The sequence below is a fragment of the Bacteroides finegoldii DSM 17565 genome (assembly GCF_000156195.1).
In the GTDB taxonomy this organism is placed as follows: domain Bacteria; phylum Bacteroidota; class Bacteroidia; order Bacteroidales; family Bacteroidaceae; genus Bacteroides; species Bacteroides finegoldii.
Window position 1 is genome coordinate 121,187 of record NZ_GG688318.1, and the last position, 15,574, is coordinate 136,760.

A 15,574-nucleotide genomic window follows, 5' to 3' on the forward strand; every position below is an offset into this window, starting at 1 on the left:
TGGCTGTACCTTGTACCGCCGTGCGCGTGGTGTGATGCTGTCTTACGTTTTCATTTCCATTCTTTTTTAGCTGTTATACATAGTTTCGGAAGTCGAACTCCTCGATGTTGTCGGGAATCACAAACACCTTTTCCTTTTGTTGTGTCACGGTCATGTTCACCGTATCCACGAAAACTGCCATCGCCTTTGCAAGCCTCTCGCTCATTGCTTCATCGGTCAGGCGTTCCGTTATCCTTGTATAAAGCTCTGTCCCGTCCAGTTCCGTCATGACCTTTCCGGCGTGTCGCATTTCCTCATCGGACGGTGATTCCTTCCGTATGGTGCGTACAGCCCTGTCAATATCCTCGAAGCTGCTTCCCGAAGCCTGCTTTTTGTCAGGTTCCTCGTCCTCCGGATCATCCTCTCCGTACTCCAGTTCCGAAGTCGGGATGCTCGTGAAGGTTTCATCGAGTTTTTCCTCCGGAACTTGTGCCGGGCGTGAGACGGTTTCCGTGTTTCCGTCGTCAAAAGTAGCCTCTTCCTCCGACAGCTCAATGCCTTTTTCCGAAGTGGCGGCTTCTTGCGTCGGTATGGCAGCGGTTGTCCGGGTCGATGCCATCTTGAAACGGCTCTTGCCAATGATGTCCGAGGTGTCTGCGTGAGGTATTTCCTTATCCTTTCCTTGCTCTGCCACCGTACTGTCCAATGACCGCCACAGCCCGGCAATGTGTCTGAAGAAACGGATGAGCTTTGTGTCCATGATGCGGTCATAGAACAGCAGGAACAGGAACCACACGTTGCAAGCAACCGATACGATTAAAAACGCCTTTGTCATAATCTTACTTTTTGGGCGTTTTCAATCTGTTCCATGTACTGCTGCCCGTATTGTCGGAAATGGTCGCGGAGGATGTTATCCACAAACTTACCGATGCTCAAACCGTTTCCCATCCGACTGGCAACGATAGCGACTTTCTCATGAATTTCTCGGCTGATGTATATACATTGCCGCGTTTTGATTTCCGATGCTTGCAGGAAAGTCGAGAGCGGTTTGTCTCTGCCTTTATCCTTGCGGAAGTCAATGCCGGTATTTTCCTGATCGTAGTCGGTTACACACTTTGCTGCACGGGCAGCGGTTCTTTCACTCTTTCCTGTTTGCAGGCATCCTGCCTGACGGTTCTTCTTTGTTCTTTTCATACTTCTTTGTTGTTTTTGGGGTGTTTATAAATTATAGGATTCCATATGCCGTTTGAACGATTCGGCTATCTCGTCTTGGAACAGCGTGAAATGGTGTGTCAGCACGTTGTCAAGAAAAGCCGCGATAGTCACCTCGTTGCCTCCGATTACATGAAGCATCTTCTGGATGCGGTCGTGGTATTCCTTGCGGATATAGACCTGCTTGCCGAGCCTTGCCGTGATATTGGAGCCGCATATGAATACGGTGTCATAATCCGGCTTTTCCGGCTTGCCGTTCCTGCGCCTGCGTTCTGGTTCCTCTCTGGGGTGCGGGACAGGCAAGGGGACGGTTTCCTACACCGTTTCTTTCGGAGGTGGGGAAGGCGCGTTTCCGTCCGTGCTTCTCGCTTCCGGCGGAATGCTTGTATCGTCCAGTCGAAACGAGTTGATTACGGCTTCGCTGTCGATGTCCTCGATTCTTGTTTTCTTTGCCATGCCGTTCAGTTTTTGATGATGCCGAGAATCTCATCGACGAGTTTGTCGAGGTTGCTGCCGCGTACCAGTATTTTGTCCGCCGGAAACGCCGTGGAGCGGAATACCGCCTTGCGTTCTGCCGCCGTCTCCTTGCGGAAACGCTTGCTGTCCGGCAGATGTGTTTCCAGAATGGGCAGGGCGAACTCGGCACAGACCTTGTCGTATGCCTTGTAAAGTTCCGTCTTTTCGCGCCCGTCCACCATGTTCCACACGAGGTAAATCCCTTTGATGCCGGACTTACCCGTGCTTATCATCTGTTCGTTGATAACGGTGGCGAACTTGATGGAACTCTCCATCACCACACGGTCGGCGATGATGGGCGTGAAGATGTAGTCCATTTTGGAAATGGTCTGCACCACATCGGCATTGTTGATGGTTCCCGGCAGGTCGAAGAACACGAAATCAAGGTCGGGCTGCGCTGCCACCAGATTTTCGGCGGTCTTTACCGCATCTTCCGCACGGCTGCATCTGATGGTGTACGGGTTCTTCTTCAGCCGTTTGAGCTGCTCATACGCCATCACCTTGTAATGCCCGTCCTCCATGACAGCTTTCATGTCGCGCTTGCGCATGTCATGGATACTGTACTGCGGAAAATCGCAGTCCACCACGGCTACGTTGTAGCCTTTCACATAGTGCAGGTAGCTTGCTACAAGCACCGTCAGGGTTGTCTTACCCGCTCCACCTTTCTGCGTGGAGATTGCCACATAAGTTGCTTCTTTCATTTGTCTGATAATTTATTTGGTTATACATCTGTCCGGTGGCGGTAGCGTATTGCCATTAGTACGTACGCACGCGCTCCCATTCATTTATTTATTCACTCCTTAATCCGGCTGTGCCTATGGGTAATCATCGGTTTGTCCAACCGCCCATGCTTTTATCCGTCCGCATGGACGTGTGCTTGGAAAACTGTCTGAATACATACACCTGTTTTCAACCGTTTGGATTGATGTCCGGATTACTGTCCGAACATCCGGCGGAAGGAGTGTATTTTCAGTCCCACATCCGAATCACACTGCAAATAAACAAGGATATTTTGGAACTTGTATCACTTCTCCGGCAAGTGGCAGCACGTTGCGCCGGTTGGCATTGATTGTCCGGGTCAAGCCTCTGCCCGATACCGCGTTAAGGGCGTAACTTTGCACCCGAACGGCAGGGTTCGCCGCAGGTGGCGCAGCCCGGAGTTTGAAAGGCATTCCCCCAATCCGTCCCCGACGGATTTTTATGTTCACCTGAACATAGCAAGGTATGTTTTCAGCCGCTCAAAACATTTTGAGCAGCCACGAAAACGCCTTGCCCTTGCAGGGGGCGGGCTTACCCTCCGAAGTCGGGAAGCCTCTCAAACCTGCGGTGCTGTGCCTCAAAGCGGCGGCTTATGCCGTCAAACCGCTAAATCCAAAGTAATATGAGTGAAAAAAGAAGAAACAAAGGCGGGAGAAATCCCAAACTCGACCCGGCGGTGTTCCGCTACACCGTCCGTTTCAGTGAGGAGGAACACAACCGTTTCCTCTCCATGTTCGAGAAGTCAGGCGTAAACGCCAAGTCGGTTTTCCTGAAGGCGCACTTCTTCGGGCAGCCGTTCAAGGTGCTGAAAGTGGACAAGACGCTGGTGGATTACTACACCAAACTGTCCGATTTTCATGCGCAGTTCCGCGCGATAGGCACGAACTACAACCAAGTAGTGAAGGAACTGAGGCTGCATTTTTCCGAGAAAAAGGCGATGGCGTTGCTTTACAAGTTGGAGCAACAGACCGTCGAACTCGTAAAACTGAGCCGTAAGATTGTGGAACTTTCAAGGGAGATGCAGGAAAAATGGTCGCAAAAATCAGTGTAGGAAACTCGTTGTATGGCGCACTTGCCTACAACGGGGAGAAGATCAACGAGGCGAAAGGGCGGCTTCTGACAACCAACCGCATCTACAATGACGGTACGGGAACGATGGACATCCACCGGGCTATGGAGGACTTTCTCGCTCTGATGCCCGTGCGGTCGAAGGTGGAGAAACCGGTGGTGCATATCTCGCTCAATCCGCATCCCGACGATATTTTGACGGACACGGAGCTTCAGAACATCGCACGGGAGTATCTGGAGAAGATGGGCTTCGGCAACCAGCCGTATCTCGTTTTCAAGCATGAGGACATCGACCGCCACCATCTGCATATCGTGACGGTCAGGGTGGACGAGAACGGCAGGAGCATAGACACCCGGAACAATTTTTACCGGAGCAAGCAGATAACACGCGAACTGGAACGGAAGTACGGGCTGCATGACGCGGAACGCAAGAATCGCCGTCTTGACACGCCGCTGCGCAAGGTGGACGCCTCTGCGGGCGACGTGAAGAAGCAGGTGGGGAATATCGTTAAGGCTTTGAACGGGCAATACCGTTTCCAAACGATGGGAGAATACCGTGCCCTCCTTTCCTTATATAATATGACAGTGGAGGAAGCACATGGCAATGTGCGCAGACGTGAGTATCACGGGCTGGTCTATTCCGTCACGGACGACAAGGGCAACAAGGTCGGCAATCCTTTCAAGTCCTCGCTGTTCGGGAAGTCCGTCGGCTATGAAGCCGTACAGAAGAAGTTTGCCCGTTCCAAGCAGGAGTTTAAGGAGAGGAAACTTGCCGACATGACGAAACGCACCGTCCTTTCCGTGCTGGAAGGCACGTATGACAAGGAGAAGTTTGTAGCCACCCTCAAAGGAAAGGGCATCGACACCGTACTACGCTACACGGAGGAAGGGCGCATCTACGGAGCCACGTTCATCGACCACCGTACGGGCTGCGTGCTGAACGGCTCACGCATGGGCAAGGAACTTTCCGCCAACGCCTTGCAGGAACACTTCACGCAGCCTTACGCTGGACAGCCGTCGATTCCGCTTTCCGTTATGGTGGAGGGACAAGAGGACAAACAAGGATATTCCGGAGGGGAATACGAGAACCATTCGGGTGGTATGAACCTGTTTGCCCCCGAAGGTCCGGCAGTGGACGCCGAGGAGGAAGCCTTCATCCGGGCGATGCAGCGCAAGAAGAAAAAGAAGAAGCGCAAGGGCTTGGGAATGTAATCGAAAATATCAACAATCAAAAAAATCAATGTATGTCACAACAAGAAGACGATTTGAGGGCGTTGGCGAAAATCATGGATTTTCTGCGTGCCGTGAGTATTATTTTAGTGGTCATGAACGTGTACTGGTTCTGTTATGAAGCCATACGGCTCTGGGGAGTGGAGATCGGCGTGGTGGACAGAATCCTGATGAACTTCAACCGCACGGCGGGGCTGTTCCGTTCCATCCTGTACACAAAACTGTTTGCCGTCCTACTGCTTGCCTTGTCCTGTTTGGGGACAAAGGGCGTAAAGGGTGAGAAAATCACTTGGGGAAGAATCTGGACAGCCCTTGCCGTTGGCTTCGTGCTGTTCTTCCTCAACTGGTGGATACTGGCTTTGCCGCTCCCGATAGAGGCGGTGACGGGACTGTATATTCTGACCGTCGGCGCAGGTTATGTCTGCCTGCTGATGGGCGGTCTGTGGATGAGCCGTCTGTTGAAGCACAACCTTATGGACGATGTGTTCAATAACGAAAACGAGAGTTTCATGCAGGAAACAAGGCTTATCGAAAGCGAGTATTCGGTCAATCTTCCGACACGGTTTTACTACAAAAAGCGTTGGAACAATGGCTGGATCAATGTCGTGAATCCTTTTAGGGCTTCCATCGTGTTGGGTACGCCGGGCAGCGGTAAATCCTATGCAGTGGTAAATAATTTCATCAAGCAGCAGATAGAAAAGGGCTTCTCGATGTATGTGTACGACTTCAAATTCAGCGACTTGTCCACGATAGCATACAACCATCTGCTGAACCACCCGGAGGGCTACAAGGTGAAACCGAAGTTTTATGTGATAAACTTCGATGACCCGCGACGTTCGCACCGTTGCAATCCCATTCACCCGGACTTCATGGAGGATATTACGGACGCTTATGAGAGTGCGTACACCATTATGCTCAACTTAAATAAAAGTTGGGTGCAAAAGCAGGGCGACTTTTTCGTAGAATCGCCCATCATCCTTTTCGCGGCTATTATCTGGTATCTCAAAATTTTCCAGAACGGCAAGTATTGTACATTCCCCCATGCGATTGAGTTCCTGAACCGCCGCTATGAGGATATTTTCCCGATACTGACCTCTTACCCGGAATTGGAAAACTATCTTTCTCCGTTCATGGACGCATGGCTCGGAGGGGCTGCGGAGCAGTTGATGGGGCAGATAGCAAGCGCGAAAATCCCTTTGTCAAGGATGATTTCCCCGCAGCTCTATTGGGTGATGTCGGACAGCGAGTTCACGCTGGACATCAACAATCCCGAAGAACCGAAAATACTCTGTGTGGGCAACAATCCCGACCGTCAGAATATCTACGGGGCCGCTCTCGGTCTGTATAACTCCCGTATCGTGAAACTCATCAACAAGAAAGGGATGCTGAAGTCGTCGGTCATCATCGACGAGCTGCCCACGATTTATTTCAAGGGGTTGGACAACCTTATCGCCACCGCGCGAAGCAACAAGGTTGCCGTGTGTCTGGGCTTTCAGGATTTCAGCCAGTTGGTGCGCGACTACGGTGATAAAGAAGCGAAGGTCGTGATGAACACCGTCGGCAATATCTTTTCCGGTCAGGTGGTGGGTGAAACCGCCAAGACGCTTTCCGAACGCTTCGGTAAGGTGTTGCAGAAACGGCAGTCCATTTCCATCAACCGGCAGGATGTTTCCACCTCCATCAACACGCAGATGGATTCACTCATCCCGCCAAGCAAGATTTCCGGCTTGACGCAGGGTATGTTTGTCGGTTCGGTGTCCGACAACTTCAACGAGCGTATCGAGCAGAAGATTTTTCATTGTGAGATTGTCGTGGATGCCGAGAAGGTGAGGCGCGAGGAGAAAGCCTACAAGAAAATCCCCGTCATTACCGACTTTACGGACGGGGACGGCAACGACCGCATGAAGGAAACGGTTCAGGCGAATTACAGGCGCATCAAGGAGGAAGTGAAGCAGATTGTTCAAGAGGAACTGGAACGTATCGCAAATGATGAAAACTTGAAACACCTGTTGCAGCAGAAATAACAGATTCCTTTATATATGAAAAAGGGGATGTGTCAAAACACCCCAAATATGAAAATTACCCCTGTCACAGATATCTGTAGCAAGGGTAATTTTGTTAAAAAGAGAGTTTTGACGCCCTCTTTTTATTCTCAGATTTGAGATGCTTGTTGATGGTGGTAATGGCAAGCGTCAGCAAATAATTTTTCAGCTCTGTATCGTCTTTAAGCAGTATGCTGTATTCTTCGGCAAACATTCTCAACAGTCTGGTTCTGAGTTTCGACATTTCTTCACCGAAAGGTATCTGTCGGTTTTCTTGCCAATACTCAATCACTACGGAAGATACCAGCCACTTGAACTCGGATTTCATCTCTTTGCCGAGTTTCTTGAAGCGGATTTGTTCGCTAATTGGCGGCTCGTTGTATGGCATCATGTCTGCCGGGTCATAAACGGATATACTGCCGATACCATAATCCATGATTATCGGTAAATCAGTTTTTACATCATTCTTATGTTTCTTCTTTTTAGCCATACCCGTTATTGTTGCAGGAAACCTTTACCTTTATCAGTAAGATAGTATTTCTGTTGCGGACTCTTGGAGCCTACGGGATAAAGTGAAAGGACCAAACCGGAATTTATTGCCGGATGGATATAGTTCTTTAAGAAATTCCTTTTATCTTTCATTCCCGTTTTCTCCATGATTTCTTTAGCAGAGAGAGTGTTGTTCCCAATAGCAGACAACAGTTTTCCTAACTGTGGGGTTACTGTGGGGTTACTATAGGGTTGCTGTGGGGTTGCTGTGGGGTCTTGTCCTACTGTAGTTCTTGTATAATGAAACACAATCCATACAGCATTGCCGTCGGTATGAAACTCCGGATCCGGAATACCGACACGGCGACATTCGTTTACCATAAGGGCTATGCCACGTCCCCAACTCTCCAATACTGCACTTTTGTACAGCACATTGGCTACTATCAGATTTTGTGGTTCGGAATTGTGGCCACCCAACAGTTTCTCAATGGTAATATCAGGCGGAAATGTTCCGCTGTTTTCAATCTCCACGCGGTCATCATAGATAGCAATCCCGACTGAACTGCCGGGGCGATGGTAAACACGATGTGCAAAAGCATTTATGCAACATTCTCTCAATGCCTTATATGGCACATTCAGTTCCTCTTCTCTGTACAAACCTTCAATTTTACCGGAAAGGGACAAATGCTTGAAGAAAAATGCCATTGCAGCATCCAGCAAGTTGAATATATTGCCTGTCACACGCTGATTATCTAAAAATTCATCTTTTGTCGTTCCTTTGAACCGGGCTAAACGGAGCAGACATTGGGGATAATGGTAGAAGTTTCGTCCGAATAGGACAACGGAAGCATTGTTCAGCTTTCCATCATTCAACAAGTCAAATTTTTCAAGGATGGTTCGGACATCCTCCTGCATAGAACCTTCCGGCAAACGTCCGCCTCTGATTCCTCCACGTACTGCGCCCAAGATTGCCGTTTCGTCAAGGTCGGATATTTTCAAGCTGGGATTTTGCATGGAATCCCAAGCATAGGTTCCGCCTCGCTGCATAACCAACAGGTTGTATATACCCTGCGGCATGGCAGATGTAACGCTCTCTATCCGTTGATAAGCCCTCCCCTTATAGGTGAACGGGCGCATATATCGTTGTTCTTCCGCTGATAAAGCTATAACACTTTTGTTCGTTCCCGGAATGTCTGTATAGGATATATCAATGGTCGCAAACGGCTCGATTCGTCTGATGGTTTCCGCAATATCGCGCTTCGTCTTGTCGCTCACTTCCTGACCGATAATCTTTCCCTTGTCGGTTACACCGAACAGCACCGTGCCGCCCGTACCGTTCAAGAAGGCACAAAGAGTTTCAATTCCACGCTCCAACTGCCCGGTAGTTTCTTTGAACTCAACTGTCCCGCCTTCGGCTCCGGCAATCAGTCCATTCAATATTTCGAGGTTATCTATTTTCATCCGTCATTGATTAATACTTGCAAAGTTAATGATTTTAATCGGCTTTCCGGCAGATAATAGAGTGATTGTAAATGAAGAAGGATAAGAAACCGTATAATCCGGCCGCTTATCCTTTGTTTGGCATTCGTTTATCTCCTCATCCGCTCCAATTCATCGTCATGTCGCATCTTCGCGTTCAGTTTGTCCTGCATCTTTTCAAGGAAGTAGGTGCGACTGTCGCTTTTCCTGCGTTTGATGTCCGTATAGAAGCGGTAGCAGTCTTTGGACTCCACACCGAAAAAGGAATAGAGGACAGGGGCAAGCTCTTTCAGCGAAGCCTTGCCGCCATTGATGCAGCCGGTGGCGTAGAGGGCATAGATTAGTTCTACCAACTCGACGGCATTACCGGTCCATTGCAGGGCTGGGACTGTGGCTTTGGTTTCGGATGTGGATGTTAGTGGTGGCACGGAGGTAATTGCAGAAGCGGATACCATCTTCTGCATCTTTCGGATGAATGATAACGCCTTGCGGATATACACAGTGACGACATTCTCCTCCGATGCCGACAAGTTCTGCGGATGGTGCTGTAATTCGATTTCGGCAAAAGCCAACGCCACAATAATATGCTTGGCATCATTGCCGCCGTAGCACAGGTTTATTACTTCCTGCACGAATCCGCCGTATGCCGTTTCCGTGCTACCGTTGTCTTTTCCGTTTATCAGGGCGAAAAACTGTGTTTCCGCCAATATGAGATGGTTCATTATCTTTTCTGTTTTGAGGGTTTACACTTGTTTATCAGTGTGCGCACACTGATATATGGGCAAATCATAGCCCTAAACACGAGAAAAGATTGTGAGAAAATTGTACTACATTGTTTTTCAGAAAGATAAAATTCAAAAATAATTTTATCCTTGATTGCATCCCTTGTGAAATGTGTTCAGATTCTGAACATGTGTTCACTTTCTGAACACGGAAATTCCGCCAAGATGTTCATAATCTGAACATTTTATGCCCGTGGCTCTTTATGATAGGTAAGCCGGATTACTCCGTCCCTATAAGTTTTGTTCTCCATAAGCCGCCAGTCATTCATAGGTAGTGCTGACTTGAAAAAATGCGCTCCGTTTCCGTCGATGGTTGGAACAACGTATAGTATGATTTCATCTATCACGTTCATCCGTAACAGTCCGTTGGCATATTCGGTATTCCCGGCAGTTACTTCCAACAAATGGCAAATGCTTCCACCTTCCTCTCTCCATTCTTGAAGCACGGATACCGAATAGTCGGATGTCAGCTTATACAGGGCATTGGCACGTATTTCATCCATACCGTAATCTTCGGTTTGAAGCAACCGCTTCCGGGGATGCAGTTTCATCGGACAGCCATCTATTGAGATAACGGCAAGTAATTGTATTTTCGCCATAACGTATTTCCTTTCCTTTTTGGCGAGGCAAAAAAGTAGCGTGCAATTCACACTACTTTCAAGCGATGGCTCTGGTAAAGCCTTTACGGAGAGTACGTGAATGCACGCTATGCGTAGGCATAGCATAAGCATCACGCAATCGTCTCCGTAGTTTCAATTTACCAGATTTTCGCTCGAAACGCCTTGCGGTCTTATGTCTATATCATCGGCGAAAAGTTACCCAATCGCCTGCTATTTTCTGAAATACAATTGCAAAGTTAATCAATTATTGCCATTTACAGCCATACTCCGGTCAGTTTTCTTCATTCAATCCATATTCTACCAATTTATTATACAGCGTTGTCCTGCCGATACCCAGTATCTTTGCAGCCATTTTCTTGTTACCGGCTGCTTGTTTCAAAGCACGCAGGATACGTCCTCTTTCTTCATCCCCGCTCTTCAATGTAAAACAAGCGGAAGTAGCGGACGGTTCATTGTCAAGTTCCAAATCGGCTTCGGTTATCATATCGCCTTCTGATTGCAGGACTGCCGTCTGTATCTTCTGTTTCAACTCGCGCACGTTGCCCGGCCACGCATGGGCGAGCAGGGCATTACGGGCAGATGCGGCAAAACCTTTTACTTCACGTTCCAACTCACGGTTTGCCATTTCACGGAAGAACTCGGCCAATGGCATGATGTCTTCCGGGCAGTCGCGCAAGGGCGGCATGGTTATCACATACTCCTGCAAGCGATAGAGCAAATCCTGCCGGAACCGCTTTTCCGTTACGGCTTTCTGCAAATCCTCGTTGGTTGCAGCCACTATCCTCACGTTGGCTGTTTTGTCCTCCTTTGCTCCGACGGGACGGTAACGGCGTTCCTGTATGGCGCGGAGCAGCATCTGTTGCATCTCCATTGTTAGGTTGCCCACTTCGTCAAGGAACAGCGTGCCGCCATCCGCTTCCAGAAAATACCCCGTCTTGTTTGCTTCGGCACCCGTAAACGCGCCCTTGACGTGTCCGAAGAAGGCGGATTGTATCAATGACGGGGACAAGGCTCCGCAGTCCACTGCCACAAAAGGTTTATCGGCAAGTTTGCTTTGTTGGTGTATATGTTGTGCGATATGTTCCTTGCCCGTACCGTTCTCGCCCAGTATCAGCACGCTCATCCGGGTGGTGGCTACAAGGCGCACACGTTTCTTGATTTTCTGATAGGCTTCGCCCTGCCGGACGAATATCGGAATGTTCCATTGTAGTCGCTTTTCATGTTCTTTTTGCAGGGTGCGGATAAGCGGTATCAGTTTATCCTCCAACAACTGTTTCTGTATGTAATCCTTTGAGCCGAGCTTCATACTTTCCACTGCCGTATGCACCTCCCCGTAATTGGTCATAACGATAAACACCTGTTGTTTGTCGTTGGCACGCATCCACCGTAACAACTCTATGCTTTCACCGTCGGGGAGGCGTAGGTCGGCAACGACAATATCATCCACCTCTGACTTTACCAATAGTTTCTTGGCAGTGGCAAGATTATATGCCGACATAGTATCGAAGCTGTCTTTCTTCAGCAGGTTGCAGACATAATCGTTATAGACGGGGTTGTCCTCAATCACAAATACTTTCATCCGACAACCTCCTTTCCTTTTGCGCAAGTTCTATGATAACTGTTCCCATACGAAGCATGGCATCCACGCATTTCCGCAATTCCATTTCGGAACATTCAGATTCTTGATGCAGCAGTTCATACAGGTTCCACAAGGGTTTGTCAGCACGGATAACAGCCCATGAACTTCGCTGACGGTGTATCCATTCGTCCAACGCCTTGCGGTCATTCCTCTCCATGATTTCCCGGACAGCCTGCATATCCTTTTCTGTTTCGGTTATCAAACGGTCAAGCATCGCCCGTTTGTCACCATATGCAAGCAGAGAGGACAAGTCGGGAAGTTCATCCTTGTCCGTACTTATCAAAAGGCATTTGTCTGATACAGCAACCAGTTCGGAAATGGAAAATGGCTTGAACAGGCAGGCGGTAAATCCATTTTCCAACAGCTCCTCTTCGCTGCAACTGCCGGAGGCGGTCGCCACGACAATGGGAATCTCTTTCGAGTTGCTGACACTTGACGAGCGTAACAACTCCAACACCTCATAGCCGTTAATCTCCGGCATCTTCATATCGGTTATCATGAGGTCGTATGTGTGCTGCCGCATGGCTTCCATTGCATCGCCAATAGTGGTGAACGTGTCGCAATGCACACCTATACCAGCATACATTTCCTTTGTCATGGATAATACCATCGGATTGTCGTCCAATACGATGACAGAATAAGGTCTTTCTATATGAGCCAGACTTTCTGCGGCTGTCTGTTCTTCAATACCAATATCGGCAGTGTTCATTGGCAACTCCACAGTAAAACGACTGCCTTCTCCTTTTTCGCTTTCCAAGCGTATAGTGCCGCCAAGCATCCCGACTATCTGTTTCACAATGCTTAACCCCAATCCGAAACCGTCTTGCGTGGCGGCGTTGGAAAGCCGCTCGAACGCTCCGAACACTCGCTGTTGTTCTTCCGCACTCATGCCGGTTCCGGTGTCCTCTACTACAAGGGTCAGCCTATTGCCGTCATAGCTTATGACAAGTGAAACGCTTCCGGCATTCGTGAACTTGACGGCATTGCCCAGCAGGTTGTCGCATATCTGTATGATGCGCTCCTTGTCGCCATTCAGGATAATACCCTCCGGGCACTCGATGGTAAGTTTAAGATCTTTTGCTTCTGCTTGTTGCGTAAACTCCGTTTGCAACAGCTCCGCGATGTTTTCCAAACGAAACGGACGGACATTCGCCTGTTCCTTGCCGCTGTCCAAGCGGAAGAAGTCAAGCAGGGAGTTGAGCATGTCGGTCATTCTCTTGGAGGCTTGCAGGATATTGTCCGCATAACCGCTTATCTTTTCTTCTTCGTTGTCCTGCATCAGTTCCGCATATCCATGTATGGCAGTCAGTGGTGTGCGTAGCTCGTGGGTGATGGTGTGCATCGCTTTCTTGCGTGAGGCTATCAACGATTCGTTTTGTTTTACGGACTTTTGCAGTTGCCCGATTAAATCTGTTGTCTTACGTTTGTACTGCTTGATGCGGGTGGCATAGCGGTGAATGATGATGTATGAAATAATGAGCAACAGCAGCATGACACCCGTTATGATACCTACCTGCAAGAACGACTTTTCACGCATAGCGGATATTTCCGCCTCACGTTCCTGCAAGTCAGCCTGCACCTTGTGGTCCATCTGCTGGATAAGGGTTTGCAGTTGGCGGTTCAGTTCCGCATTGCGGCTGGCAAGGCTGTCGGCATATTCCGACAGACGATGGCTTTGGGCACGTTGTTGCGCTATCATATCACGGTTCAGTGTGTAGAGCATCGTGGTGGTCGTCGTCGGAGGTGCTTCCTGTTTCTTGCCGAACAACCCGAGAAAACCTTTCCTCCTCTGTTTCTTCGGCTCTTCCTGCCTGCTCGTTTGCACTATCACCGGCACCTGCTTGGCTATCCGGCGGTTGATGTCCGCCTGTTGTTCCAGAGCCTCCATGATGGCGCACAGCCGCTTTTCCTTGTCCTCCAGCAAGTGGCGCACGCTGTCTATGCGCACCGATTCGTAATGGCTCTTGAAGCGGCAAAGCATACTATCCACCGTCATCCGTTGCCGCCGGTATGCCGCCACATCCTTATCGTCCCATTCCAGCACCGACTCGCCCAAAAGAGACAACTCCACCACACCCACATACGCATCGTGTGTTTCCTTGCGGAAGCGGTTGATTTCACGGTTCTCCCGTTCCAGCAACTCCAAGTCGCGCCATTCTCCGAGCCACGTGCAGATGATGCCGCCCACCAGCAGGACTATCAACAGATAGCCTGCGGCTATCTTCGTGCGGAGATGCTTGGTAGTGGTAACGAATTGTTCGCTCATTTGCTGTTTGTGTAAATACCGTTATTTAAAATACGCATATAGGTCGTGGAACTTCGCAGGTTCATGGATGAGAATGGCGGCCATGCTGCCTATGACCGCCACCAGAATTATATATCCGAATAGAATTCTACTCCTCAATGAAACAACCATTCTTCCCTTATTTACAATTGTTATAATTATTAAGGCATCTGACCACCGGCGATAGGTGGAATTTCTGTTAGTATGGGATTTCTCGGGATTGAGTTAAAAATTCTTTGGCCACGTATGGCTTGACTTGGAGGAGCGTTTTCATTTACATCAAGCCGATAACATCTATCGTTAAATGTTATAATTCCCCAAATACCAATGGTTCCTGGGATTCTCGCCAATCCTTCAGTAGGTTTAAAAAGAACAACATTATCTATTATTCGATTTTTAACCGCCCGATTCCATGATGTTTTAATACTATTGTTAGGCGTTGGAATATGAGCAACATACCTAATGCCATTGTGCCTAAAACTGGCCATATAACACCCCGAAAAACCTGAACTTAAAGTATCTATGCCATTTGAAGCAACGACTGCTATTCCATCCGCAATATATATGACACAGGCATAGTCTAATCTAAGAAAACGATAGTTACGGGTATATCCTTTTATTTGAAATGTCAAATTACTTTGCGTGACAATCGGAGGGGTCAAACCTACATTATAAATATTTTGATAATGAAACCGTGCAATATTTGTCATTACTGCTCGACTGTTTGGCAATCTTAATGCTTGAATCAAATTCATATATTTACTTACTGTTACTTTCGTTTGTTATAGGCTCGATACATGATGCCATTATATCCATCAGTTTAGACAGACCTTCGGTCTGCGGCTGCTGACTGGCTGTCACATGTATCTGGTATTTTGCCGTTTGGTTGGTCATGCGGGTGTTCTCGCGGGCGGTCGTGACTTTGCCGCTGATTTCCGCATTTATAAACCAATGTTTTGCAGAAGCTTTTGCCTCTACTTCTGCGTTGGTAGTGCTTTTTACGTTTGATGTATCGGTAACCTCCATCTGGAAATCGACATCCACGCGATCTATGAGCAGGGAAGGAATAGGCACCAATCCTATAAACGGAGCCTTGACACTTTGTGACATTGTTGTCATTTTTCCATCCTGCTGTATCGGTCTTTCGACATCGAATTCCAATATACGCGCTTTATTGCCGCTTTTACCATCAAATGCAATTTGCTGGTAGAAATTCCATGCTGTCGCTGCCAATTCCTGTTGTGCTTCGGCTGCTGCAATAAGTGGAGCTGCAATAAGTTCCCGCATGGGAAGCCCCTTGAATTTGTCAGTCACGTTTGAATCTGCTTTAAGAACTGGAGAAGTTTCTCTGTTTTGAGTCTCTTCCAATGCAGCGGAGATAATTTCTTTCGCCTGTCCGCTTACATTTTCATTCAAGTTTTCCGCATTTTCTTGTTGCCCTTGGTTCTTTATTTCTTCTGCCATAACATTTGAAT

The 15,574-nt window shown here is 48.5% G+C and carries 15 protein-coding genes and 1 pseudogene; 4 read left to right on the top strand and 12 right to left on the bottom strand.

Features of this window, described 5'->3' with window-relative positions:
* Positions 1 to 73: 73 nt before the first annotated feature.
* The 4 genes and pseudogenes from BACFIN_RS16715 to BACFIN_RS16705 all read right to left on the bottom strand — a co-directional run bounded on the left by BACFIN_RS16715 (position 74) and on the right by BACFIN_RS16705 (position 2,408).
* On the bottom strand, positions 74 to 814 hold the full coding sequence (locus BACFIN_RS16715; RefSeq protein ID WP_007749043.1) for a hypothetical protein: 741 nt from the start codon (positions 812 to 814) through the stop codon (positions 74 to 76).
* Positions 811 to 1,173, bottom strand: a complete 363-nt coding sequence (locus BACFIN_RS16710) for a DUF3408 domain-containing protein (protein WP_007749044.1) — start codon at positions 1,171 to 1,173, stop codon at positions 811 to 813. The genes BACFIN_RS16715 and BACFIN_RS16710 overlap by 4 nt, the downstream gene beginning before the upstream one ends.
* Positions 1,174 to 1,197: 24 nt before the next feature.
* Positions 1,198 to 1,647, bottom strand: a pseudogene (locus BACFIN_RS20475) (DUF3408 domain-containing protein).
* 5 nt (positions 1,648 to 1,652) lie between these two features.
* Positions 1,653 to 2,408 carry a ParA family protein gene (locus BACFIN_RS16705; RefSeq protein WP_005867743.1) on the bottom strand — a complete coding sequence of 252 codons (756 nt, stop codon included), beginning with the start codon at positions 2,406 to 2,408 and terminating at the stop codon, positions 1,653 to 1,655.
* 116 nt (positions 2,409 to 2,524) lie between these two features.
* On the opposite strand from BACFIN_RS16705, the gene BACFIN_RS22895 reads away from it, so the two are divergent.
* The 4 genes from BACFIN_RS22895 to mobC all read left to right on the top strand — a co-directional run bounded on the left by BACFIN_RS22895 (position 2,525) and on the right by mobC (position 6,788).
* A complete protein-coding gene (locus tag BACFIN_RS22895; protein ID WP_007749059.1) occupies positions 2,525 to 2,776 on the top strand; it encodes a hypothetical protein in 252 nt (83 codons plus the stop codon).
* Between the two features lie 312 nt (positions 2,777 to 3,088).
* Positions 3,089 to 3,517, top strand: coding sequence for a conjugal transfer protein MobA (gene mobA, locus BACFIN_RS16695; protein ID WP_007749067.1), 429 nt, complete (start codon positions 3,089 to 3,091; stop codon positions 3,515 to 3,517).
* Entirely contained in the window at positions 3,496 to 4,746 is a 1,251-nt protein-coding gene (mobB, locus tag BACFIN_RS16690; protein ID WP_004310285.1) for a conjugal transfer protein MobB, read from the top strand. Before mobA ends, mobB begins: the two co-directional genes overlap by 22 nt.
* A gap of 32 nt (positions 4,747 to 4,778) precedes the next feature.
* Positions 4,779 to 6,788, top strand: coding sequence for a conjugal transfer protein MobC (gene mobC / locus BACFIN_RS16685; RefSeq protein WP_005643908.1), 2,010 nt, complete (start codon positions 4,779 to 4,781; stop codon positions 6,786 to 6,788).
* A gap of 94 nt (positions 6,789 to 6,882) precedes the next feature.
* Here the strand turns inward: mobC and BACFIN_RS16680 are convergent, their stop codons facing one another.
* From BACFIN_RS16680 to BACFIN_RS16650, 8 genes are all read right to left on the bottom strand, one after another.
* A complete protein-coding gene (locus tag BACFIN_RS16680; protein WP_005643906.1) occupies positions 6,883 to 7,296 on the bottom strand; it encodes a hypothetical protein in 414 nt (137 codons plus the stop codon).
* 5 nt (positions 7,297 to 7,301) lie between these two features.
* Positions 7,302 to 8,756 (bottom strand): ATP-binding protein, encoded by a 1,455-nt coding sequence (locus BACFIN_RS16675; RefSeq protein ID WP_004309736.1) that lies wholly within the window; start codon positions 8,754 to 8,756, stop codon positions 7,302 to 7,304.
* Positions 8,757 to 8,884: 128 nt separating this feature from the next.
* Complete coding sequence (locus BACFIN_RS16670; RefSeq protein ID WP_004309735.1) at positions 8,885 to 9,496, bottom strand: RteC domain-containing protein; 612 nt, start codon at positions 9,494 to 9,496, stop codon at positions 8,885 to 8,887.
* A gap of 245 nt (positions 9,497 to 9,741) precedes the next feature.
* Positions 9,742 to 10,155, bottom strand: a complete 414-nt coding sequence (locus BACFIN_RS0219450) for a hypothetical protein (protein ID WP_004315319.1) — start codon at positions 10,153 to 10,155, stop codon at positions 9,742 to 9,744.
* 292 nt (positions 10,156 to 10,447) lie between these two features.
* A complete protein-coding gene (locus BACFIN_RS16665; protein ID WP_004309733.1) occupies positions 10,448 to 11,755 on the bottom strand; it encodes a sigma-54-dependent transcriptional regulator in 1,308 nt (435 codons plus the stop codon).
* Positions 11,736 to 14,081, bottom strand: coding sequence for a hybrid sensor histidine kinase/response regulator (locus BACFIN_RS16660; RefSeq protein WP_007749089.1), 2,346 nt, complete (start codon positions 14,079 to 14,081; stop codon positions 11,736 to 11,738). The genes BACFIN_RS16665 and BACFIN_RS16660 overlap by 20 nt, the downstream gene beginning before the upstream one ends.
* Before the next feature lie 179 nt (positions 14,082 to 14,260).
* Positions 14,261 to 14,854: a hypothetical protein gene (locus BACFIN_RS16655; protein ID WP_007749095.1), complete on the bottom strand. Its 594-nt coding sequence runs from the start codon at positions 14,852 to 14,854 to the stop codon at positions 14,261 to 14,263.
* 4 nt (positions 14,855 to 14,858) lie between these two features.
* Complete coding sequence (locus BACFIN_RS16650) at positions 14,859 to 15,563, bottom strand: DUF2589 domain-containing protein (RefSeq protein ID WP_007749099.1); 705 nt, start codon at positions 15,561 to 15,563, stop codon at positions 14,859 to 14,861.
* Positions 15,564 to 15,574: the final 11 nt, after the last annotated feature.